The organism is Nonomuraea sp. NPDC003560, from assembly GCF_042878785.1.
Taxonomy (GTDB): domain Bacteria; phylum Actinomycetota; class Actinomycetes; order Streptosporangiales; family Streptosporangiaceae; genus Nonomuraea.
Genome location: NZ_JBIAOF010000009.1, coordinates 292663 through 310445, shown reverse-complemented (window position 1 = coordinate 310445; position 17783 = coordinate 292663). Strand labels below are relative to the sequence as shown.

20 protein-coding genes are annotated in these 17783 nt (G+C 74.9%); 9 read left to right on the top strand and 11 right to left on the bottom strand.

From position 1 onward, the window contains the following. The first annotated feature begins 557 nt into the window (after positions 1-557). Positions 558-1427 (top strand): alpha/beta hydrolase family esterase, encoded by an 870-nt coding sequence (locus ACFYUV_RS32680; protein ID WP_387675185.1) that lies wholly within the window; start codon positions 558-560, stop codon positions 1425-1427. A 70-nt stretch (positions 1428-1497) separates the two neighbouring features. On the opposite strand, the gene ACFYUV_RS32675 is transcribed toward ACFYUV_RS32680, so the two are convergent. The 3 genes from ACFYUV_RS32675 to ACFYUV_RS32665 are packed head-to-tail and all read right to left on the bottom strand — an operon-like array spanning position 1498 to position 4474. Then, positions 1498-2688 carry an alpha/beta hydrolase family protein gene (locus ACFYUV_RS32675; protein ID WP_387675182.1) on the bottom strand — a complete coding sequence of 397 codons (1191 nt, stop codon included), beginning with the start codon at positions 2686-2688 and terminating at the stop codon, positions 1498-1500. A gap of 20 nt (positions 2689-2708) precedes the next feature. Then, positions 2709-3506 carry a hypothetical protein gene (locus tag ACFYUV_RS32670; protein ID WP_387675179.1) on the bottom strand — a complete coding sequence of 266 codons (798 nt, stop codon included), beginning with the start codon at positions 3504-3506 and terminating at the stop codon, positions 2709-2711. After that, entirely contained in the window at positions 3503-4474 is a 972-nt protein-coding gene (locus ACFYUV_RS32665; RefSeq protein ID WP_387675176.1) for an ABC transporter ATP-binding protein, read from the bottom strand. The genes ACFYUV_RS32670 and ACFYUV_RS32665 overlap by 4 nt, the downstream gene beginning before the upstream one ends. 134 nt (positions 4475-4608) lie before the next feature. Here ACFYUV_RS32665 and ACFYUV_RS32660 point away from each other — a divergent pair, with 134 nt between their 5' ends. The 3 genes from ACFYUV_RS32660 to ACFYUV_RS32650 all read left to right on the top strand — a co-directional run bounded on the left by ACFYUV_RS32660 (position 4609) and on the right by ACFYUV_RS32650 (position 7979). Next, positions 4609-5916 carry a sensor histidine kinase gene (locus ACFYUV_RS32660; protein WP_387675173.1) on the top strand — a complete coding sequence of 436 codons (1308 nt, stop codon included), beginning with the start codon at positions 4609-4611 and terminating at the stop codon, positions 5914-5916. Further along, positions 5913-6575, top strand: a complete 663-nt coding sequence (locus ACFYUV_RS32655) for a response regulator (RefSeq protein ID WP_387675170.1) — start codon at positions 5913-5915, stop codon at positions 6573-6575. The genes ACFYUV_RS32660 and ACFYUV_RS32655 overlap by 4 nt, the downstream gene beginning before the upstream one ends. Positions 6576-6647: 72 nt before the next feature. After that, a complete protein-coding gene (locus tag ACFYUV_RS32650; RefSeq protein ID WP_387675167.1) occupies positions 6648-7979 on the top strand; it encodes a serine hydrolase domain-containing protein in 1332 nt (443 codons plus the stop codon). Positions 7980-8019: 40 nt separating this feature from the next. Here the strand turns inward: ACFYUV_RS32650 and ACFYUV_RS32645 are convergent, their stop codons facing one another. Next, on the bottom strand, positions 8020-8883 hold the full coding sequence (locus tag ACFYUV_RS32645) for a LysR family transcriptional regulator (protein WP_364335681.1): 864 nt from the start codon (positions 8881-8883) through the stop codon (positions 8020-8022). Between the two features lie 71 nt (positions 8884-8954). Between ACFYUV_RS32645 and ACFYUV_RS32640 the strand changes: the two genes are divergently transcribed. Further along, complete coding sequence (locus ACFYUV_RS32640; protein WP_387675163.1) at positions 8955-9653, top strand: gamma-glutamyl-gamma-aminobutyrate hydrolase family protein; 699 nt, start codon at positions 8955-8957, stop codon at positions 9651-9653. A gap of 26 nt (positions 9654-9679) precedes the next feature. On the opposite strand, the gene ACFYUV_RS32635 is transcribed toward ACFYUV_RS32640, so the two are convergent. Then, a complete protein-coding gene (locus ACFYUV_RS32635) occupies positions 9680-10699 on the bottom strand; it encodes a hypothetical protein (RefSeq protein ID WP_387675161.1) in 1020 nt (339 codons plus the stop codon). A gap of 150 nt (positions 10700-10849) precedes the next feature. On the opposite strand from ACFYUV_RS32635, the gene ACFYUV_RS32630 reads away from it, so the two are divergent. Together ACFYUV_RS32630 and ACFYUV_RS32625 are read left to right on the top strand one after the other, a co-directional pair. Further along, positions 10850-12067 (top strand): sensor histidine kinase, encoded by a 1218-nt coding sequence (locus tag ACFYUV_RS32630; RefSeq protein WP_387675158.1) that lies wholly within the window; start codon positions 10850-10852, stop codon positions 12065-12067. Further along, positions 12048-12719, top strand: coding sequence for a response regulator (locus ACFYUV_RS32625; RefSeq protein WP_387675155.1), 672 nt, complete (start codon positions 12048-12050; stop codon positions 12717-12719). The genes ACFYUV_RS32630 and ACFYUV_RS32625 overlap by 20 nt, the downstream gene beginning before the upstream one ends. Here ACFYUV_RS32625 and ACFYUV_RS32620 read toward each other — a convergent pair. Beyond that, on the bottom strand, positions 12716-13147 hold the full coding sequence (locus ACFYUV_RS32620) for an SRPBCC family protein (protein ID WP_387675152.1): 432 nt from the start codon (positions 13145-13147) through the stop codon (positions 12716-12718). The two genes, ACFYUV_RS32625 and ACFYUV_RS32620, sit on opposite strands and share 4 nt — an antisense overlap. A 157-nt stretch (positions 13148-13304) precedes the next feature. Next, the gene (locus tag ACFYUV_RS32615; RefSeq protein ID WP_387675149.1) at positions 13305-13589 is read right to left on the bottom strand and encodes a hypothetical protein; all 285 of its coding nucleotides are present in this window, start codon (positions 13587-13589) and stop codon (positions 13305-13307) included. Positions 13590-13786: 197 nt separating this feature from the next. On the opposite strand from ACFYUV_RS32615, the gene ACFYUV_RS32610 reads away from it, so the two are divergent. Beyond that, positions 13787-14254, top strand: a complete 468-nt coding sequence (locus tag ACFYUV_RS32610) for a GNAT family N-acetyltransferase (protein ID WP_387675146.1) — start codon at positions 13787-13789, stop codon at positions 14252-14254. Positions 14255-14279: 25 nt separating this feature from the next. Here ACFYUV_RS32610 and ACFYUV_RS32605 read toward each other — a convergent pair whose 3' ends face one another. The 3 genes from ACFYUV_RS32605 to ACFYUV_RS32595 all read right to left on the bottom strand — a co-directional run bounded on the left by ACFYUV_RS32605 (position 14280) and on the right by ACFYUV_RS32595 (position 16358). Next, positions 14280-14681, bottom strand: a complete 402-nt coding sequence (locus ACFYUV_RS32605) for a hypothetical protein (RefSeq protein WP_387675143.1) — start codon at positions 14679-14681, stop codon at positions 14280-14282. 1 nt (position 14682) lies between these two features. Next, positions 14683-15219 carry a dihydrofolate reductase family protein gene (locus ACFYUV_RS32600; protein WP_387675140.1) on the bottom strand — a complete coding sequence of 179 codons (537 nt, stop codon included), beginning with the start codon at positions 15217-15219 and terminating at the stop codon, positions 14683-14685. A gap of 554 nt (positions 15220-15773) precedes the next feature. Next, the gene (locus ACFYUV_RS32595; protein WP_387675138.1) at positions 15774-16358 is read right to left on the bottom strand and encodes a TetR/AcrR family transcriptional regulator; all 585 of its coding nucleotides are present in this window, start codon (positions 16356-16358) and stop codon (positions 15774-15776) included. 81 nt (positions 16359-16439) lie between these two features. Between ACFYUV_RS32595 and ACFYUV_RS32590 the strand changes: the two genes are divergently transcribed. After that, on the top strand, positions 16440-17264 hold the full coding sequence (locus ACFYUV_RS32590; RefSeq protein WP_387675135.1) for an alpha/beta hydrolase family protein: 825 nt from the start codon (positions 16440-16442) through the stop codon (positions 17262-17264). Positions 17265-17294: 30 nt separating this feature from the next. On the opposite strand, the gene ACFYUV_RS32585 is transcribed toward ACFYUV_RS32590, so the two are convergent. After that, positions 17295-17732: a GNAT family N-acetyltransferase gene (locus tag ACFYUV_RS32585; protein WP_387675132.1), complete on the bottom strand. Its 438-nt coding sequence runs from the start codon at positions 17730-17732 to the stop codon at positions 17295-17297. Positions 17733-17783: the final 51 nt, after the last annotated feature.

Below are 17783 nucleotides of genomic sequence, written 5' to 3'. Positions count from 1 at the left end.
GGGCCGGGGGCGCGGGGGGGGGGGGGGGGGGGCGGGGGGGGCGCGGGCGCGGGGGGGGGGGGGGGGGGGGGCGCGGGGGGGGGGGGGGGGGGGGGGGGGGGGGGGAGATGGGCAGGAGCGCAGGCACCACCGCGAGCAGCAGCACGGCCACCAGCGCAACCACCACCAGCACCAACACAGCGAGCGCCAGCAGTACCGCGAGAGCCAGGACGACCAGCACCGCAGGCGCCGACGCGAGCATCACCACGAGCACCACGGTCTTGGCGCTGATGTCGCTCCTGGTGATGGCGGTGTTGTCCGGCTGCGCGGTGCCCTCTCTGCCGGGCGCAGGCGAACGGTCGCCTTCGGCCGGCGGTCAGGCATCCTCGCCGCCCTCCGCAGTGGCACCCCTTCCTCGATCGTCCCAGGAGGCGACTCCCCCGCGGACGCAAGGCCCGGTGCAGGACCGCGCGCTGGGCCGGGCTCAGGGCCAGACTCAGGGCCGGACTCCCGGACAGGCGCAGGGAGACGGGCAGCGGCAGGGGCAAGAGCAGGGGCAGGACCTGGGGCAGGACCGGATGCGGGAACGGGAGCGGGGTGCGGCGAGCAGTGGGTGCGCGGCCACGGCCCGCCGGCTCGCCTCCGGTGCTCACCAGCTGACCACCGCCGGTCTGACCCGCCGCTACCTGCTGGCCGTCCCCGACGGGCCCGGCCCCCACCCCGTGCTGCTCAACCTCCACGGGCTCGGCTCCAACGCCGCCGAACAGGCCGCCTACAGCCGCCTGCCCCAGATCGGCCCGAGCCGCGGCTACATCGTCATCACCCCCCAATCGGCGCCCGGACGCCTGGCCTGGACCCTGCCGCACACCGCCGGCCCCGACGACACCGCCTACCTGGCCGCCCTGCTGGACGAGGTCGAACGCCACCAGTGCGCCCACCCCGGACGCGAGTTCGCCGCCGGCCTGTCCTACGGCGCGGGCCTGGCCGCCTCGCTCGTCTGCGCCCTGGACGGACGCCTGAGCGGCGTGGCCGCCGTGGCCGGCATCCCCATCGCCCAGCCGTGCGCCCAGCCCGTCCCCACCACGATCGTCGCCTTCCACGGCACCGCCGACCGCCTGGTCCCCTACGACGGCGGCCACCCCGAGCCCGGCGGCCGACTGCGGCACTTGGCCGCGCTCGTCGTGCTGCCCCCGGTCGAGCAGACCATGGACGCCTGGGCCGCCGCCCAGCGCTGCTCCTCCCCCGCCACCAGCCATCCCCTGCGCCGCGTCCGGCTGCGCCTGTGGACGTCCTGCGCGCGGGGAGCCACGCTGCGCCTGTACACGGTGGACGGCGGCGGCCACACCTGGCCCGGCCCCATCGAGGTGCCCGGCCTCGGCGACACCGCCCGCGACCTGGACGCCAGCCACCTCATCCTCGACGCCTTCGACCGCGCCCCCACCCGCTGACCGGCCCCGGACGCGATCAGGGGAAGGGCGGCGGACGGGAAAGGCCGCGCGTGCGCCTCCCGGTGCCGGGTCACGGATTGTGGAAGCCGACTTCGGGGTTGTCCGGGGTGGACCCGTCGAGCAGGGGCCGCCTGATGTTCCTCAGGTGCTGGTCGAAGAAGGCGGCGACGTAGGCGCGGGTGAGCGCCAGGCCGCGCTCGGCGGCGATGACGCCGGAAGCCGGCGGGCCGATACTGCTCTGCGGGATGGCCAGGTCGGTGAAGCTGCTGTGCTGGGCCTGGGCGACGGTGAGCCAGCGCTTCCAGCCGCGCAGGGTCCGCCAGGCGCTGTCCCAGGTGTCGTCCTTGCCGGGGCTGTGGTCGCTCTGGCTGCCCATCAGCAGGAACGGGCGATCGCCCAGGCCGGTGGCGGGGAGGGTCGCGCTGATGGTGCCGTCGAGGTTGATCCCGGCCTTGACGCGCTTGTCGGTCGCCATGGTGGTGGAGGCGGCCTCGCCGCCGAGTGAGTGGCCGGCCATGCCGACGCGCCTGGAGTCGATCAGGTCGGCGCGTTTCCAGGCCGGGTGGCGGCCGGTCAGCCGGTCCAGGACGAAGGAGACGTCCTTGGCGCGGTTCCTGGCGATGGAGGCCTTGCCGCCCTCGGGGGGTTTGGGCTGGTCGCACAGGGGTGCGCAGGTGAGCAGGCCGACGCCGGGGAAGACGGTCCCCGACGATTCGTAGGCGTGGTCGAGGGAGGCGACGACGTAGCCGCGGCTGGCCAGGTCCTCGGCCAGGGAGGTGAGGCTGGCCCGCGGCAGGCCGAGGCCGGGTGAGAGCACCACCAGCGGACGGCGGCCGCGCCTGGGGGGCGCGCCGGTGTGGGCGTAGGTGCGGATGCCGCTGACGATCTCGGCGGGCAGGTCGGCGCCGGGGGCCTTGCGCCGCAGCAGGGACGCGGCCTCCTCCACCGTCATGAAGGGCGCCGGGGCGCCGGTGGCCGAGCGAGCGGGGTAGTACATCGAGACCATCAGCCGGCGCGGGCCCGATCGCGGGACCCACGGGTCCTTACGGCTGGTGTCGACCAGGTACAGGACGTCGCGGCCGACCGGATCGGGGCCGGTGGGGCGCGGCAGTTCCAGCCGGGCAACGGCCGGCGACGCGGTGGCGGCCGGGCCGGAGGCGGTGGAGGGGCCGGAGGGAGTGGCCGAGGCGGTCGGCGTGGCGCAGGCCGTGACGGCCAGGGCCAGGCAGGCTGCCAGCGGCCGGAGCAGCAGGGAGTTCATCGGATTCCTCTCAGGAGCGGTCAGACGTCGCGGCGGTGCACGACGAGCACGGTCAGGACGGCGGCGGCCAGCGGCCAGGCCGCGAACACGGCCCAGGAGCCGGCCACCGTGGGCAGGGCAGGGTCGTCGCGGAGCTGGGGCAGCCCCAGGCAGGTACGCCAGACGTAGAAGGGCACCAGGGCGTAGAGGTCGTTGAGCCACTGGTGGACGGTCGGCCGGAAGAACGTCGGCACGATGACCAGCACCGCGCAGACGGACACGACGGCGGCCGCGGTGTGCCGCAGCAGCGCGCCGATCCCCATGCCGACCAGCCCTGACACCGGAGCCAGGAGCGCGTTGGCGGCCAGCACGCGCAGCACGCCGGGATCGCCGAGGGCGACGGCGACGCCGCGGCCGGACAGGATGGCCTGGCTGACGCCGAAGGTGGCGGCCGAGACGAGCACGCCGATGGCCAGCAGCACGCCGCCGACGACGGCGAGCTTGGCGGCCACGACGCGGTGACGGGCCGGGACGGCGGTCAGGGTGGTGCGGATGAGGCCGGTGGCGTACTCGCCGACGATCGTCAGCGCGCCCAGGCCGCCGGCCCCGATCATGAACATGGTGGCCGACAGTCCGCTGAACGCCTCGTTCAAGGGGCTGAACGTGGCCTTCTGCATCGGCGGGAAGCTGGGCCACTCGCGGTAGGCGTTCAGGCTGCTCTGGGCGGCGAAGGCGACGATGGCCAGCGGGCCGAGGCCGAGCAGCCAGCGGGTGGAGCGCAACGACCAGAGCTTGATCCACTCGGCGGCCAGCAGGTCACGCAGGCGGGCGGCCGTCACCGCCGGTCACCTGCCAGGGAGTCGGCATGGGAGCCGGCATGGGAATCGGCATGGGAATCGGCATGGGAATCGGCGCGGTAGTCGGCGCGGTCGGCGGTCAGCTCCATGAACGCCTGCTCCAGCGAGGCCCGGCGCGGAGCGAGTTCCCGCAGCACGATGCGCCGCTCGAAGGCGAGCTCCCCGATGCGGGCGGCGCTGAGCCCGGTGACGGTCAGCGTGCCGTCGTCGTCCAGATGCGCGCGGGCGCCTGCCTGGGCCAGCACGGCGGCCAGTTCGGCGGGGTCGCCGCAGCGCACGGTCACCGACGAGCCGGTGCCGCGGGCGGCGAACTCGGCCACGCTCTCCTCGGCGATCAATTCGCCCCGGCCGATGACGACGAGCCGGTCGGCGGTGTGCTCCATCTCGCTCATCAGGTGGCTGGAGACCAGCACGGTGCGTCCTTCGGCGGCCAGGCGGCGGAACAGGCCGCGCACCCAGCGCACGCCCTCGGGGTCCAGGCCGTTGACCGGCTCGTCGAACAGCAGCACCGGCGGGTCGCCCAGCAAGGCGGCGGCGATGCCGAGCCGCTGGCGCATGCCCAGGGAGAAGCCGCCCACCCGGCGGCGGGCCACGCCCTCCAGACCCACCTCCCGCAGCACCTCGCCCACCCGGCGGCGCGGCAGGCCGTTGCCGCGGGCCAGTGCCGACAGGTGGGCTGCCGCGGTGCGCCCGCCGTGCACGTCGCCGGCGTCCAGCAGCGCGCCGGCGTGCCGCAGGCCGGCGCGGTGACGGGCGAACGGGCGGCCGCTGATGGTGGCGGTGCCGCTGGTGGGCCTGTTCAGCCCCAGGATCATCCGCATCGTGGTGCTCTTGCCGGCGCCGTTCGGGCCGAGGAACCCGGTGACGCAGCCCGGCCGCACGGTGAAGGTCAGCGCGTTGACGGCCCTCACCGCGCCGTAACGCTTGGTCAGTTGGTTGACTTCGATCACCCGGCCAACGGTGTCGCAGGCCGGGCAGGCGGGACATCTGGCCGCAGGCAGGTTCGCCTGCCGGTGGGGTGGCCCGCGGGCATAGGCCGGCAGGCCGATGCCCGCGGCGGCGACCGGTGACTACGATCGGCCGAGTGCGCGAACCAACGCCCAGGCCACCCTTGACGCAGCGGCTGCCGCACGGCGTGCGGACGGCGCTGTCGTGGTGCGCCGTGGTGGCCTGCCTGCCACTGCTGTACGTCGTGACGCTGACCGACGGCGAGAGCCCGCTGCCGGTGGGCGCGGCACACTTCGGGTTCGCCGCCGCGATGGCGGTCCCGATGGTGTGGGCCCGGCGGCGGCCGTGCGCGGTGCTGGCGGTGCTGCTGGCCGAACTGGTCGTGGCGGTGGCCTCGGCGCAGTCCGCCGAGCGGATCTGGCCGCTGCTGCCGGCGGCCGACCTGCTGGTCTGTCTCATCACGGCCACCCGTACGCGCCGGAGGGGGCTGGTGGCGGCGGCCGCCACGCTGATCGTGCAGCAGGCGGTCTGGCACGGGACCCTGCTGGCCCAGGGGCTGCGCGTCGCCGCGCCGGGCTTCCTCGCGCTGTCGCTCCTGCTCGGCCTGGGTGTCGTGGTCGCCTGGACGGCGGGCACGACGCTCCGGCAACGACGCGAGTACGGGCAGGCGCTGCGTGCGCAGGCCGAGCTTCAGGCGGTCACGGCCGACCGGCTGCGCATCGCGCGAGAGCTGCACGACATGGTCGCCCACAGCATCGGCGTCATCGCCATCCAGGCCGGCGCGGGCGCCCGGGTGATCGACAGCCGGCCGGACCAGGCGCGCCAGGCGCTCGGCGCGATCGAGGCCGCCGGCCGGCAGACGCTGCAAGGGCTGCGGCACATGCTCGGCGTGCTCCGCGAGCCCCCGGCCGCCGGAGAGCCGGAGACCTGGGCGGGGCCGGGGTCGGAGACGGGGTCGGGGTCGGGATCGGGATCGGGGTTGGGGTTGCCGGCGGGTCTGGCGGACCTCGACCGGCTCGCCGCGACGACCACGGCCGCCGGCCTCCACGTGGACGTGCGCCGCCGAGGCACGCCACGCGAGCTGCCCCCGGCCGTCGACCGGTGCGCCTTCCGCATCGTCCAGGAGTCGCTGACCAACGTCGTCCGCCACGCCGGCGCCCGCCACTGCCAGGTCGTCCTCGACTACGCGCCCGGCGAACTGCGCGTCGACATCACCGACGACGGACGCGGCACCGCCTCAACCGGCGCGGGCTCAACCGGCGCGGGCTCAACCGGCGGCGGGTACGGGATCGCCGGCATGCGTGAGCGAGCCGCCCTGCTCGACGGCCGCCTCAGCGCCGGGCCGCGCCCCCAGGGCGGCTTCCGCGTCACCGCCGCCCTCCCGCTGCCGCAGCACGCCCCGGTGCGCGAGAGCGGCCGCAGCACGCACGAGGAGGCACGGTGACCGTCCGCGTCCTGCTCGCCGACGACCAGCCGCTCATCCGCGCCGGTCTGCGCATGGTCATCGACGGCACCGCCGACGTCGTCGTCGCCGGGGAGGCCGGGACGGGGGCCCAAGCCGTCCAGCTCACCCGGCAGCTACGCCCCGACGTCGTCGTGATGGACATCCGCATGCCCGGCATGGACGGCATCGAGGCCACCCAGACCATCGCCGCCGAATCCCCCGCCACCCGCGTCATCATGCTCACCACGTTCGACGACGACGCCAACGTCCACGCCGCGCTGCGGGCCGGAGCCAGCGGGTTCCTGGTCAAGGACATGGCGCTGGAGGACATCCTGTCCGCCGTCCACGTGGTCGCGGCCGGCGACGCGCTGATCGCGCCCAGCGTCACCCGCCGCCTCATCGCCGAGTTCGCCGGCCGCCCCCAGCCCCGCCCGCTGCCGCGCCAGCCGCTGGGCGTCACCGCGCGCGAACGCGAGGTGCTGACCCTGGCGGGGCGCGGCCTGTCCAACGCCGAGATCGCCGCCCAGCTGCACATCAGCCCCGGCACCGCCAAGGCCCACATCGCCAGCCTGCTCACCAAACTCGGCGCCCGCGACCGGGTCCAGCTCGTCATCGCCGCCTACGACGCCGGCCTGGTCACCCCGCACCACGATCGATGACAGCCCGGCCGGCCGAGGCGAGGCGGCAGGTACGCACCTGGCGGCCACCCGACGCCGCTAGTGTTGTCGCCCATGAGTCAGGTGGGACAGGTGACGGCCCGCGCGCTGCTGCGCAGGCTGGCCGTCGAGCAGGCCGAGTGCAGGGTGCCGTCGCTGACGGCGGCGATCGTCCGCGACGGGCGGACGGTGTGGTTCGGCGGCCGCGGCCGCGTCGGCGACGGCCCGCCGACCCCGGCCACCCAGTACCGGCTGGGATCGATCACCAAGTCGATCGTGGCCGTGGCCGTCATGCGGCTGCGCGACGAGGGCAGGATCGCGCTGACCGACCCGCTGGAGCGTCACCTGCCCGGCACCGCCGCCGGGCAGGTCACCATCGCCCAGCTGCTGTCGCACACCTCGGGCCTGACCGCCGAACCGCCGACCGACTGGTGGGAGCGCACCCCCGGCCTGGAGCTGCCCGACCTGCTCAAGCGGGTGGGCCCCGACCAGGTCAGGCACCGGCCCGGCCGCCTCTTCCACTATTCCAACGTCGGGTTCGCGCTGCTGGGCGAGCTGGTGGCCCGGCTGCGCGGCACCGACTGGCAGCAGGCCGTGCGGCAGGAGGTGCTGGCGCCGCTGGAGATGAACGCCACCACCGCCCGCCCCCGCGCCCCGCACGCCACCGGCTACGCCGTCCACCCGTGGGCCGACACGGTGCTCACCGAGCCCGAGCACGACGCCGTGGCCATGGGGCCGGCCGGGCAGCTGTGGTCCACCCCGCACGACCTGGCCCGCTGGGCCGCCTTCGTCGGCGGTGACACCGGCGGCGTGCTGTCGCCCGACACCCTGGCCGAGATGCGCGAACCGGCCGGCGTCGCCGACGGCGACTCCTGGACCGCCGGCTACGGGCTCGGCCTGCAACTGGCCCGCGTCGGCGGGCGCCGCCTGGCCGGGCACACCGGGTCCATGCCCGGCTTCCTGGCCACCGTATGGGCCGACCCGGCCGAACGCGTCGGCGTGCTGTTCATGGCCAACACCACCAGCGGCATGACCGGCTCCCTGCCCACCGACCTGCTCGACATCCTCGACGAGCACGAGCCGCGCCTGCCCGAGGAGTGGCAGCCCGCCCCCGCCGACCCCGACCTGCTGGCGCTGACCGGGCTGTGGCACTGGGGGCCCAAGCCGTACGCGCTGCGGCTGCTGCCCGAGCGCGGGCTGTCGCTGGCGCCCGTCGACGGCAGCGGGCGCGCCTCCCGGTTCGTGCCCCAGGACGACGGCACCTGGCTCGGGCTGGACGGCTACTACGCCGGCGAGAGGCTGCGCGTGGCCGCCGACCATCTCGACCTCAACACGTTCGTCTTCACCCGCGAGCCCTACGACCCGGCCGCGCCGGTGCCGGGCGGCGTGACCGGCTGGCACGCCTGACCCGTCCCCTGCCGGACCCGACCGGCCCGCATCCGGCGCGTCAGGCCGGCGGGCCGGTCAGGGCCCTTGCCAGGGTGGCGGCCGGGCCGGGCGGCAGCGCGCCGTGCACCAGCTCCACGCGGTGCACCAGGCGCGGCGCCACCAGCGGCACCCCCCGCCCGGCCGAGGCGGGCAGCAGGGTCAGCCCGTGCCCGGCGGCCACCAGGTTGAGCACGGTGTGCACGTCGTCGCCCTGGTAGACCAGCGCGGCGGCGAACCCGTCACCGGCCAGGTCGCGCAGGCGCGGCAACGGGCACAGCGGCGTCTGCAGCCAGCGGGCGTCGACGAGGTCGGCCAGCCGCAACGCCCGGCGTCCCGCCAGCGGATGCCCCGGCGGCAACGCCACCACCAGGTCCTCCTCGCTGACGCCCACCGTGGTCATCGGGCCCGACTCCGGCAGGCGCAGCGGGTCGCTGGGCGCGGCGATGCCGTCGGCCAGCCCCAGCTCGGCCTCACCCTCGGCCAGCAGCTCGGCCAGCCGCTCCCGGTCACAGGTGCGCACCTCCACCCGCAGCCGCGGCTGGGCGGCGCGCGCCTCGGCCAGCCGTCCGGCCAGCACCGCGTTGACCGCCAGCGGGGTCGCGGCCAGCCGCAGCCGGTGGGCCGGCTGGGCCGCCGCGCGCAGCACGTCGGCGCGCGCCGCCCGCAGGCGCAGCAGCAGCGGCCCCGCGTGCTCCAGCAGCCGCTCACCGGCCGGGGTCGGCTCCACCGGGCGGCGGCCGAGCAGCGGCAGCCCCAGATCGGCCTCCAACGCCGCCACCTGCTGGGAGATCGCCGACTGGGTGTAGCCGAGCTCGTGGGCGGCGGCCGAGAAGGAGCGCAGGCGGGCCACCGTCACGAACGTGCGCAACAGATTCGGGTCCATCAGTAATGCTTATAGCAGGTGCAGACATCATCGTTGGCGCTTAAGGACGGGGGGAGGTCACGATGGGAGGCATGAGAATCGCCCTGGTCGCAGACCGTTCACCCGGCGTCCGGTCCCACGCCCGCGTCCCCCGCCTGATCGAGGCGCTGCGCGAACGCGACGGCATCGCCCTGGACCCCTACTGGATCCCCACCACCGAGGCCGACGACCTCGACGGCTTCGACGGCATCTGGATCATGCCCGGCAGCCCGTACGCCAGCGAGGCCGGCGCCGTCAACGCCGCCCGCACCGCCCGCGAGCGGCGCATCCCGTTCCTGGGCACCTGCGGCGGCTTCCAGCACATGCTGCTGGAGTACGGCCGCAACGTGTGCGGGCTGGACGTCGAGCACGCCGAGAACACCCCCGGCGCCGGGGCGTTCCTGCTGGAGCCGCTGTCGTGCTCGCTGGCCGGGCACGAGGGGCTGGTGCGCCTGACCCCCGGCTCGCGGATCGAGCAGATCATGGGCACCACGTCCATCGTCGAGGCCTACAGCTGCTCCTACGGTCTCAACGACGCCTACCGTGGGACGCTGACCGAGCATGGGCTCGTCTTCTCCGGCCACGCCGAGGACGGCATGGTGCGGGTGGCCGAGCTGCCCGGCCACCCGTTCTTCGTCGGCACGCTGTTCCAGCCGGAGCTGGCCGGCGACGGGCGGCGTCCGCACCCGCTGATCGCCGCGTTCGCCGCCGCCGTGCAGCGCCACGCTCAGCCCGCCGCCGCGGCCCGCTGAACGTCAGTCCGTACGGGCGCTGCGGGTCAGCGCGTACCGGCCGGCGGTGTGAGTCGGCCCGTACGGCGGGCCAGCAGCGCCAGGAGAGCGGCCGTCACCAGGCCGAGCACGGTGAGCGAGACCCGGTCGGCGGCCGTCTGGCCGTTGGCGAGCACGCCGAAGGCGGTGTGCCCGATCAGCGCGCCGCCCGCCAGCGCCAGGCTGTGCCGGTCGCCCCAGCCGCCGTGCGCCGCCCACCGCCGTACCAGCAGCGCGGCCACCACGGCCAGCAGCGCCGCGGCCGCCATCGGCGCCGCCACCCAGCCGCCCTGGGTGAAGGCCGGATGCCGGGCCCCGCCGAAGGGGAACAGCAGCGCCAGATACCCGAACGCGACGACCCCTGCCCCCACCGCCACCGGCGCCGGAGCGGGCACGCCCGCCGGACCCCCGGCCGCCCGCGCCGACCCGGCCGGCGGCGGCGGGACGACCCGCAACGCCAGGACGGCCAGCGCCGCCACCGCCAGCAGCAGCCCCGCCTGCACCGGCCACGGCGCCAGGTAGCCGGGGTCCATGAAGGCCGCCGTCCAGCGCAGCAGCAGCACGCCCAGCACGAACACCACGCCCGCCACCACCAGCCCGGCCCGCCCCAGATAGGGGCGGTGGCGCAGCGCCGGGAACAGCAGGTCGGCCAGCAGGATCGGCAGCGCCACGCTGAACACCGCGTGGTAGGGGATGTTCAGCTCGGTGTAGGCGCTGTTGAGGCCCAGGACACGCGGCGCCCACCCCGCCGCGCCGTACAGGGTGGGGCTGGTCAGCGCCTGCAGCGCCAGCCCCTCCTCCACGATCCCGTACGCCGCCCCCAGCAGCAGCACCGACCCCCACCCGCGACCGGCACGGCGTACCAGCTCGCGGATCAGGACGGTGCCCGCGCCGTAGATCGGCGTCCACACCAGCAGCAGCCACGCCTGGCGCAGCGGCGGATTGCCCAGCGTGAGCTCGGCGACGACCGGGGTGAGCCCGGCCAGGACGAGCGCGGCCCACCGGCCGCGTGCCTGAAGGGAGACCATGCCCCCACGTTCCCCTCACGCGCGGGGGCGGCGCTGCTGCCTTGCGGCCGGTCCGTGGCCACCGCGGTCGCGCCCCGGGCACGACTTTGGTTGCCACGGCCGGTGACCACGGTTGCCGCCCGGCACGGCGGGTGCGGGCTACGATCGGCCATGGTGTTCGGGGCGAACAGCCCGCAGACGGGCGACGAGATTCAGGGCGGGCGGTCGCGGCGGGAGCGGGTCGCGGTTGCCGGAGGGGTCGTGCTCGCCCTGGCCGGCGCCGTCTCGGTGGCGTGGGGAGACCTCGCGCCCGGCACGCCCCGCTGGTACGTGTGGGCCGACGTGATCGGCGGCGCGGCGGCGTGCGCGGCGCTGTGGTGGTGCCGCCGCCGTCCGGTGGCAGCCGGGCTGGCCGCCGTCGCGCTGGCGATCCCGGCCGCCGCCGCCTCGGTCGCCGCCGGGATCGCCACGCTGGTCGTCGCGCTCCGCCGGCGTCCGCCCGCGGCCGTGGCCGTCGGCGCGGCGTGGGTGGCCGCCTCGCTGGCCAGGTTCGCCCTGCGGCCGCCGGGGCTGGCGCCGTACCCGGTGTGGGCGCTGGTCGCGGTGCTGTTCGGCGGGGCGGTCACCGGCTGGGGCATCCTGGCCAGGACCCGCCGGCAACTGCTGGCCTCGCTGGCCGAGCGCGCCCGGCGCGCCGAGGCCGATCAGCGGCAACGCGCCGAGGAGGCGCGCCGCGCCGAACGCCTGGACATCGCCCGCGAGATGCACGACGTGCTGGCCCACCGGCTGTCGCTGCTGGCCGTGCACGCCGGCGCGCTGCGCTTCAACGCCGCCGCCACGCCCGCCGAGGTCGCCGAGGCGGCCGAGGTCATCCGCGCCAGCGCCCACCAGGCGCTGCAGGAGCTGCGCGGCGTCATCGGCGTGCTGCGCCGGCACCCCGGCGCCCAGCCCGCCCCGGCCGAGCGGCCCTCCGCCGAGGAACCGCCGGCCGGGCTGGAGCCGCTGGTGACGGAGTCACGGCGGGCCGGGATGCGCATCGACCTGCGCGAACACGGCATACGCTTCGCCGACCTGCCCGAGCCGACCCGGCGCACCGCCTACCGCGTCGTCCAGGAGGGCCTGACCAACGCCCGCAAGCACGCCCCCGGCCGGACCGTCACCGTCGAGGTGCGCGGCACGGCCGGCCGGGAGCTGACCGTCGAGGTGCGCAACCCGCCGCCCGCCGGGCCGCGGGTGGAACTGGCCGACACCGGCGCCGGGGCGGGGCTGGCCGGCCTGGAGGAACGCGTCACCCTGGCAGGCGGCAGGCTGGACCGCGGACCGGCCGGCGACGGCGGGTTCCGGCTGGCCGCACGGCTACCATGGCCCCGTGGAGGAGTCGCGGAGTGAGCCCGGCCCGATCCGGGTGCTGATCGTCGACGACGACGCGCTCGTCCGCACCGGCCTGACCCTGATGCTCAAAGGCGCACCCGACCTGCGCGTGGTCGGGGCCGTGGCCGACGGCGGGCAGGTCCAGGCCGCGGTCGCCGAGCACTCCCCCGACGTGGTGCTGATGGACATCCGCATGGCCGGCCTCGACGGCATCGAGGCCACCCGGCGGCTGCGCGCCCGCACCGGCGCCCCGCAGGTCATCATCCTGACCACCTTCGACGCCGACGAGCACGTCTTCCGGGCGTTGCGCGCCGGAGCCGGCGGGTTCCTGCTCAAGGACACCCCGCCCGAAGGCATCGTCGAGGCCGTCAAACGGGTGGCGGCCGGGGAGCCCAGCCTGTCGCCCAGCGTCACCCGCCGCCTGATCGCCCACCTGATGCCCGAGGAGGACGACCTGCGGCGCGCCGAGGCCCGCCGCGTGCTGTCGGCCCTCAGCGAGCGGGAGCGCCAGGTGGCGCTCGCCGTCGGGCAGGGCAAGCCCAACGCGGTCATCGCCGGTGAGCTGCACATGAGCGTGGGCACCGTCAAGGGCTACATCTCGCGCGTCCTGACCAAGGCGGGCCTGGACAACCGGGTGCAACTGGCTCTGGTCGTCCACGACGCCACCTAACGGGCCGGCGCCTCCAGCAGGCGCGCCAGCCTGCGCAGCGAATGCCGGGCCAGGGCCGTCACCACCGGACGTCCCAACGGCCACAACGCCCGGCCCGCCGCGCCCAGCGGCAGCAGCAGCTCCTCGGCCCAGATCACCCGGCTGCCGCCCCGCCACGGCCGCACCCGGATCGCGCCCCGCCCGCGCACCAGCCGCCCGGTGTGCTCCATCAGCACGTACGACGGCGGCTCGAAGGCCACGATCGTCATCGTGTCCAGGAACCCCACCGGCCGCACCCCGGTGTAGGCCTCCACCCGGTGCTCGCCCACCTCGCGCGCCGACGTCATGAACATCCATTCGCTGTGCCGCGGCCAGTCGGTGATCAGCGCGAACACCTCCTCCGGCCGCGCGGCCACCTCCACCGCCGCACCGGCGTACACCGGTCTCATCCCTGGCCTCCTCGTGTGCCGTCCTTCAGGACATGAGATACGTGCTCATGATCCGGCCGGACGAACCCGGCGCGGGCGCTGGGATGGGCATGAGAAGGTCCCGCCGCCGGGCTGAGGACTGGGGAAGTCAGACCCGGCGGCGGGACCGGCATCGGGATCACGACCCCGGCGAGGAGCTCCCGCCGTGGCCGGCCATGCCGTACGCGGTGGGGTACGGCATGGGCCGGCCGGCCGGGTGGTACGCGGTTGCGCTGCGGACAACGGCCGGCCCCGCGTCATGGGGGTGACCGTCGGGGTGACCGTGGTGACCGCAGCGGCTCGCGGCCCTGACCGGGGACGTGCCCGTGCCCGTCGCGGCCCGAGCCGCGACTCCGCCGCCGGCGAGCGTGACCGTCGGCACCTCGACGACGGCCTCCGGCCCGCTGACGGCTGTGGCTGTCATGCGCTCCTCCTTCCTGCCCGAGCGGGCGACTCTGCACCGTGACTACCCCATGTCACTCTCCGTGAAGCTCGATGGCCGGGTAAAATCCCCGGTCAGCAGCCCAAAGGCAGGGCTGCGATCACGTTGGGTGAGGGAAACGGCGGCGCGGGAGGCGTGTCCGCCGGAACTGTCGGTGCCTGGTGGCACACTCGGCGGGCATGAGCGATGACGTGCGGCTGCGGCCCGTCCTGCAGGCCGATCTGGAGGTGTTCCTGGAGCACGAGCACGACGAGGAGGCCGTCCGGCGGTCCAGGTTCGCCCCTCGCGAGCGGGTGGCCTTCATGACCCACTGGACCACCCGGGTGCTCGGCGATCCCACCGTCCTGGTGCGCACGGTCACGGTCGGGGGTGAGGTGGCCGGGAACGTGGTGTCCTGGTGGGAGGGCCAGCGGCGGTTCGTCGGCTACTGGCTGGGCCGCCCCTTCTGGGGGCGCGGCGTCGGCACCGCGGCTCTGGGGCTGTTCCTGGCGGAGGAGAAGACCAGGCCCCTGTACGCCGACCCCTTCGCGGGCAACACCGGCTCGGTACGGCTGCTGGAACGCCACGGGTTCCGGCGCGCCGGCACGGTCCGGCACGGCGAGGACGAGCAGCTGCTGCTGGTGCTGGGCGGCGACCTGTCCGCCTGACCGGTCAGGCGGGTGGTGGCTGGGGTCAGCTGCGGCCGCCCGTGAAGGGAGGTTCGCCGTCCTTCAGTGCGCGGAAGCGCAGCGCCGACCACGTCTCGTCCACCGCGACCTGGCCGTTGGGACGCAGCCCGTACTCGCCGACGATGGGCCACAGTGTGTCGCGATTGATGTCGGACTTGTTGCCCTTGGGGTAGGCCACCCAGACCACGGGCGGCGCGGTGATCTCGTCGCGGTGCTCGTCCAGGATCCGGCGGGCCGCGGCGGCGTCGGAGGCGAAGATCAGCGCGACGTCCGCCTCCTTGACGGATCCGGCCTCGCGGGTGCCCTCGGGCAGCGGCCCCAGGAGCGGCCGATGGGCGGGGTCGGAGACCCATACGGTGGTCGCCGGCTTGACGAGCAGCTTGTCGGTGACGGTCTTGGCGGCCATGTCACGCCCTCGTGTAGATCAGGTTCAGCACGCCGGTGCTGAAGGTGGTGGAGGTGGTCAGGGTGAGCGGGATCTGCTCGCGCGCGTCGTCGAACAGTCGCTTGCCCGAGCCGACGACGATCGGGTGGAGCAGCAGGTTGAGCTCGTCGAGCAGGCCCTCGCGCAGCAGCGAGACGACCAGGGTGCCGCTGCCGACGACCGAGATGTTCCCGCCGGGGCCCTCGCGCAACGCCGCCAGGTCGGCCAGGCTCACGACCTCGGTGTTCTGCCAGGACGGAGAGGTCAGCGTGGTGGAGACGACGTACTTGGTCGAGGAGTTCATCGCCTCGGCCATCGGCTCCTTTTCGGGGTCCTGGTGCGGCCAGTATCCGGCGAACTCCTCGTAGGTGTGCCGGCCCAGCAGCATGGCGTCGGCGGCCTGCATCTGCGCGCCGACCGACTGGCCCATCTCGTCGTTGAAGTACGGGAAGTGCCAGGTGTCGGGGGCCTCGACGACGCCGTCGAGGGAGATGAACAGGCCCGCGGTGATCTTTCGCATGATTGTCGCTCCTTGAGTTCCTGAGGTGCCTCAACCTTCCCACCGACAAATGAAATTGTCAAGACGACTTCCGTTGTCCGAAGTGCGCGTTCGGGCCTGCTGGGCACGTGATGGCCGGGCCGGAAGGTGAGGGCTGCGTGACGGAGGAACGGAGCGGTAGAACCAGCAAGGCTCCGGCGCGGGGCGCCCCCTTCGGGAGGAAGCGAATCTGCGCACCCCCCTGGCCGGGCGGCGGCTCTCGGGCCGAGGGCGCTGGGGGCGGCCCTCAGGGCATGTGCCGCCATCGCGACGGGCGGAGATCCGCGCCACAGGTCAGAGGATGCCTCCTGGCCTGGAGTGGCGAGGATGCCCCAGAGGCGGGCCTGAGGGCACACCCATGCGGCCTCCCCCCGGATGGGGTGCCCGTGTGAGGCTGCGGGAACGGCTCGCCGGTGGACGGGTCTCCGGTCGTGGGTCGCCCCGGAACGCTCTGGATCAGTCGCGGAACGGCTTCGGTGTCGGTCGCGGGGAACGTTCCGACCTTAGGTGGAAGGGCTTCCAGGGGCGGGGAGCGTTCAGGGGGTTGTGGCGGACAGGAGGGTCAGGGCGGCCTGGAGGGCGTGGTCGGCGGCCGCTGCGCTGTCATGATGGGCCGCGACGACGGTCGCGCCCTCGACCAGCATCAGCAGCTGCCGCCCCACCAGCCCTGGATCGCCGGCCCCGGCACGTTCGGCGATTCCGGTCAGCAGCTCAAGGTAGCGGTCCAGGTGGCGGGCGGTGATGGCCCGTACGGGGTCGGCGTGGTGCTGGGCGGCGGCGTTCAGCAGGGCGCACCCGCGGAAGCCCGGGTCGGCGTACCACTGCCGCAGCGCGTCGAACACCGCGGCCAGCTGGGCGCGCGGATCGTCGCCCGCGGCCTCGACCCGGCCGGCCAGCCAGCGGGCGACCCGGTCGCTGCGCTCCCGCAGCATGGCCTCGACCAGGCCCTCCTTGGTGCCGAAGTGCCGGTACAGGGTCTCCTTGGAGATGCCGATCCCGGCGCACAGCCCGGCGACGCCGATGCCGTCGAGCCCACGCTCGTACAGCAGGTCGGTGGCGGCGCTCAGGATGGCGGCGCGGGTGCGGGCGGGGTCGATCGTGGAGCCTTTGGCCACGGGCATGGCTTGGATAGTACCGGTCGGTTCGATCGGCTGCTAACGTCTCGGGTCGTACCGATCGGTTCGATCTCGGGGAGTTCACCCATGTCTGACCCGCTTGCCGCTGACTCGCCGCGCGACCCCGACTTCCCGGCCACCACGCCGCACGTGACGTTCGACAGCGGCGGCGAGCGCCTGCTCGGCGTGCTGCACCTGCCCGCCGGACGCGGCCCGCACCCCGTCGTCGTGCTGCTGCACGGATTCCCCGGCAACGAGCGCAACTTCGACCTCGCCCAGACGCTGCGCCGCGCCGGCTACGCCGCCCTGGTGTTCCACTACCGCGGATCATGGGGCGTGGGCGGCACCTGGTCCTGGGGGCACGTGCTGGAGGACGCCGCCGTCGTCGTCGCCGCCCTGCCCGGCCTCGCCGCCGCGCACCGGCTCGACCCGCGGCGCCTGGCGCTGGTCGGCCACAGCATGGGCGGGTTCGCGGCGCTGACGACGGCCGCGGCGGCCCCGTCCGTGACCGCCGTCGCCTCCGTCGCCGCGTTCGACCTGGGCGTGGCCGCCGCGCTGTGCCGCGCCGACGCCGAGGTACGCGCCGGGTACGTCAAGGCGTTCGACGGCGAGCTGGCCCCCCTGCGCGGCACCAGCGGGCAGGCGCTGGTCGAGGAGATGGAGGCGAACGGCGACGCCTGGCGCCTGGCCCGGCTCGCGCCCCGGCTGGCCGGCCGCCCCGTGCTGCTCGCCGGCACCGGCCACGACGTCGTCACGCCGCACGAAGTGCACCACGAGCCCCTGGTCGCCGCCTACCGGGCACACCCGGTCGAACGCCTCGAAGACCACCTCTTCCCCACCGACCACGCCCTGTCGGACCACCGCGTCACCCTGGCCCGCACGATCCTCGGCTTCCTCGAACGCTCCCTGTGACCGGCGCGCCCGGCCTCGGGCGGCGGGCCGTCAGGAGGGACGGGCCACGTACGCGTGCTTGGCGTCGCCGGAGAAGCCGCAGGCGCGGTAGAAGGCGTGGGTCGCAGGCCGGCGCGAGCTCGTCATCAGCATCGCCTTGTAACAGCCGGCCTCCCACGCGGCCTGGAGGGTGGCGGCCATGATCTGCTTGCCCACCCCGGTGCCCCGCCGGGACGCCTCGACAATGACGTTCTCGATCACGGCGTACGGCGAGGCCGACCGGGTGAGGTTGGGGATCACGTTGAGGTAGGTCGTCGCGACGACGGCCCCGTCCAGTTCCAGTACGAAGAGACGCAGCGCGGGGGATGCGAGGATCTGCCGGAAGACCGCCGCATCCGACCCGTCCACGACCTCCGGGTCATCCGGCTGCAACTGCCGGTAGAGGCCGACGATGTGCTCGAAGTCGTCAAGCCGGGCCTCGCGGAACATGCGGGGAGCATAACAACAGGCCGCACCCGCCTCGGCGCCCGTCGCCGCTCC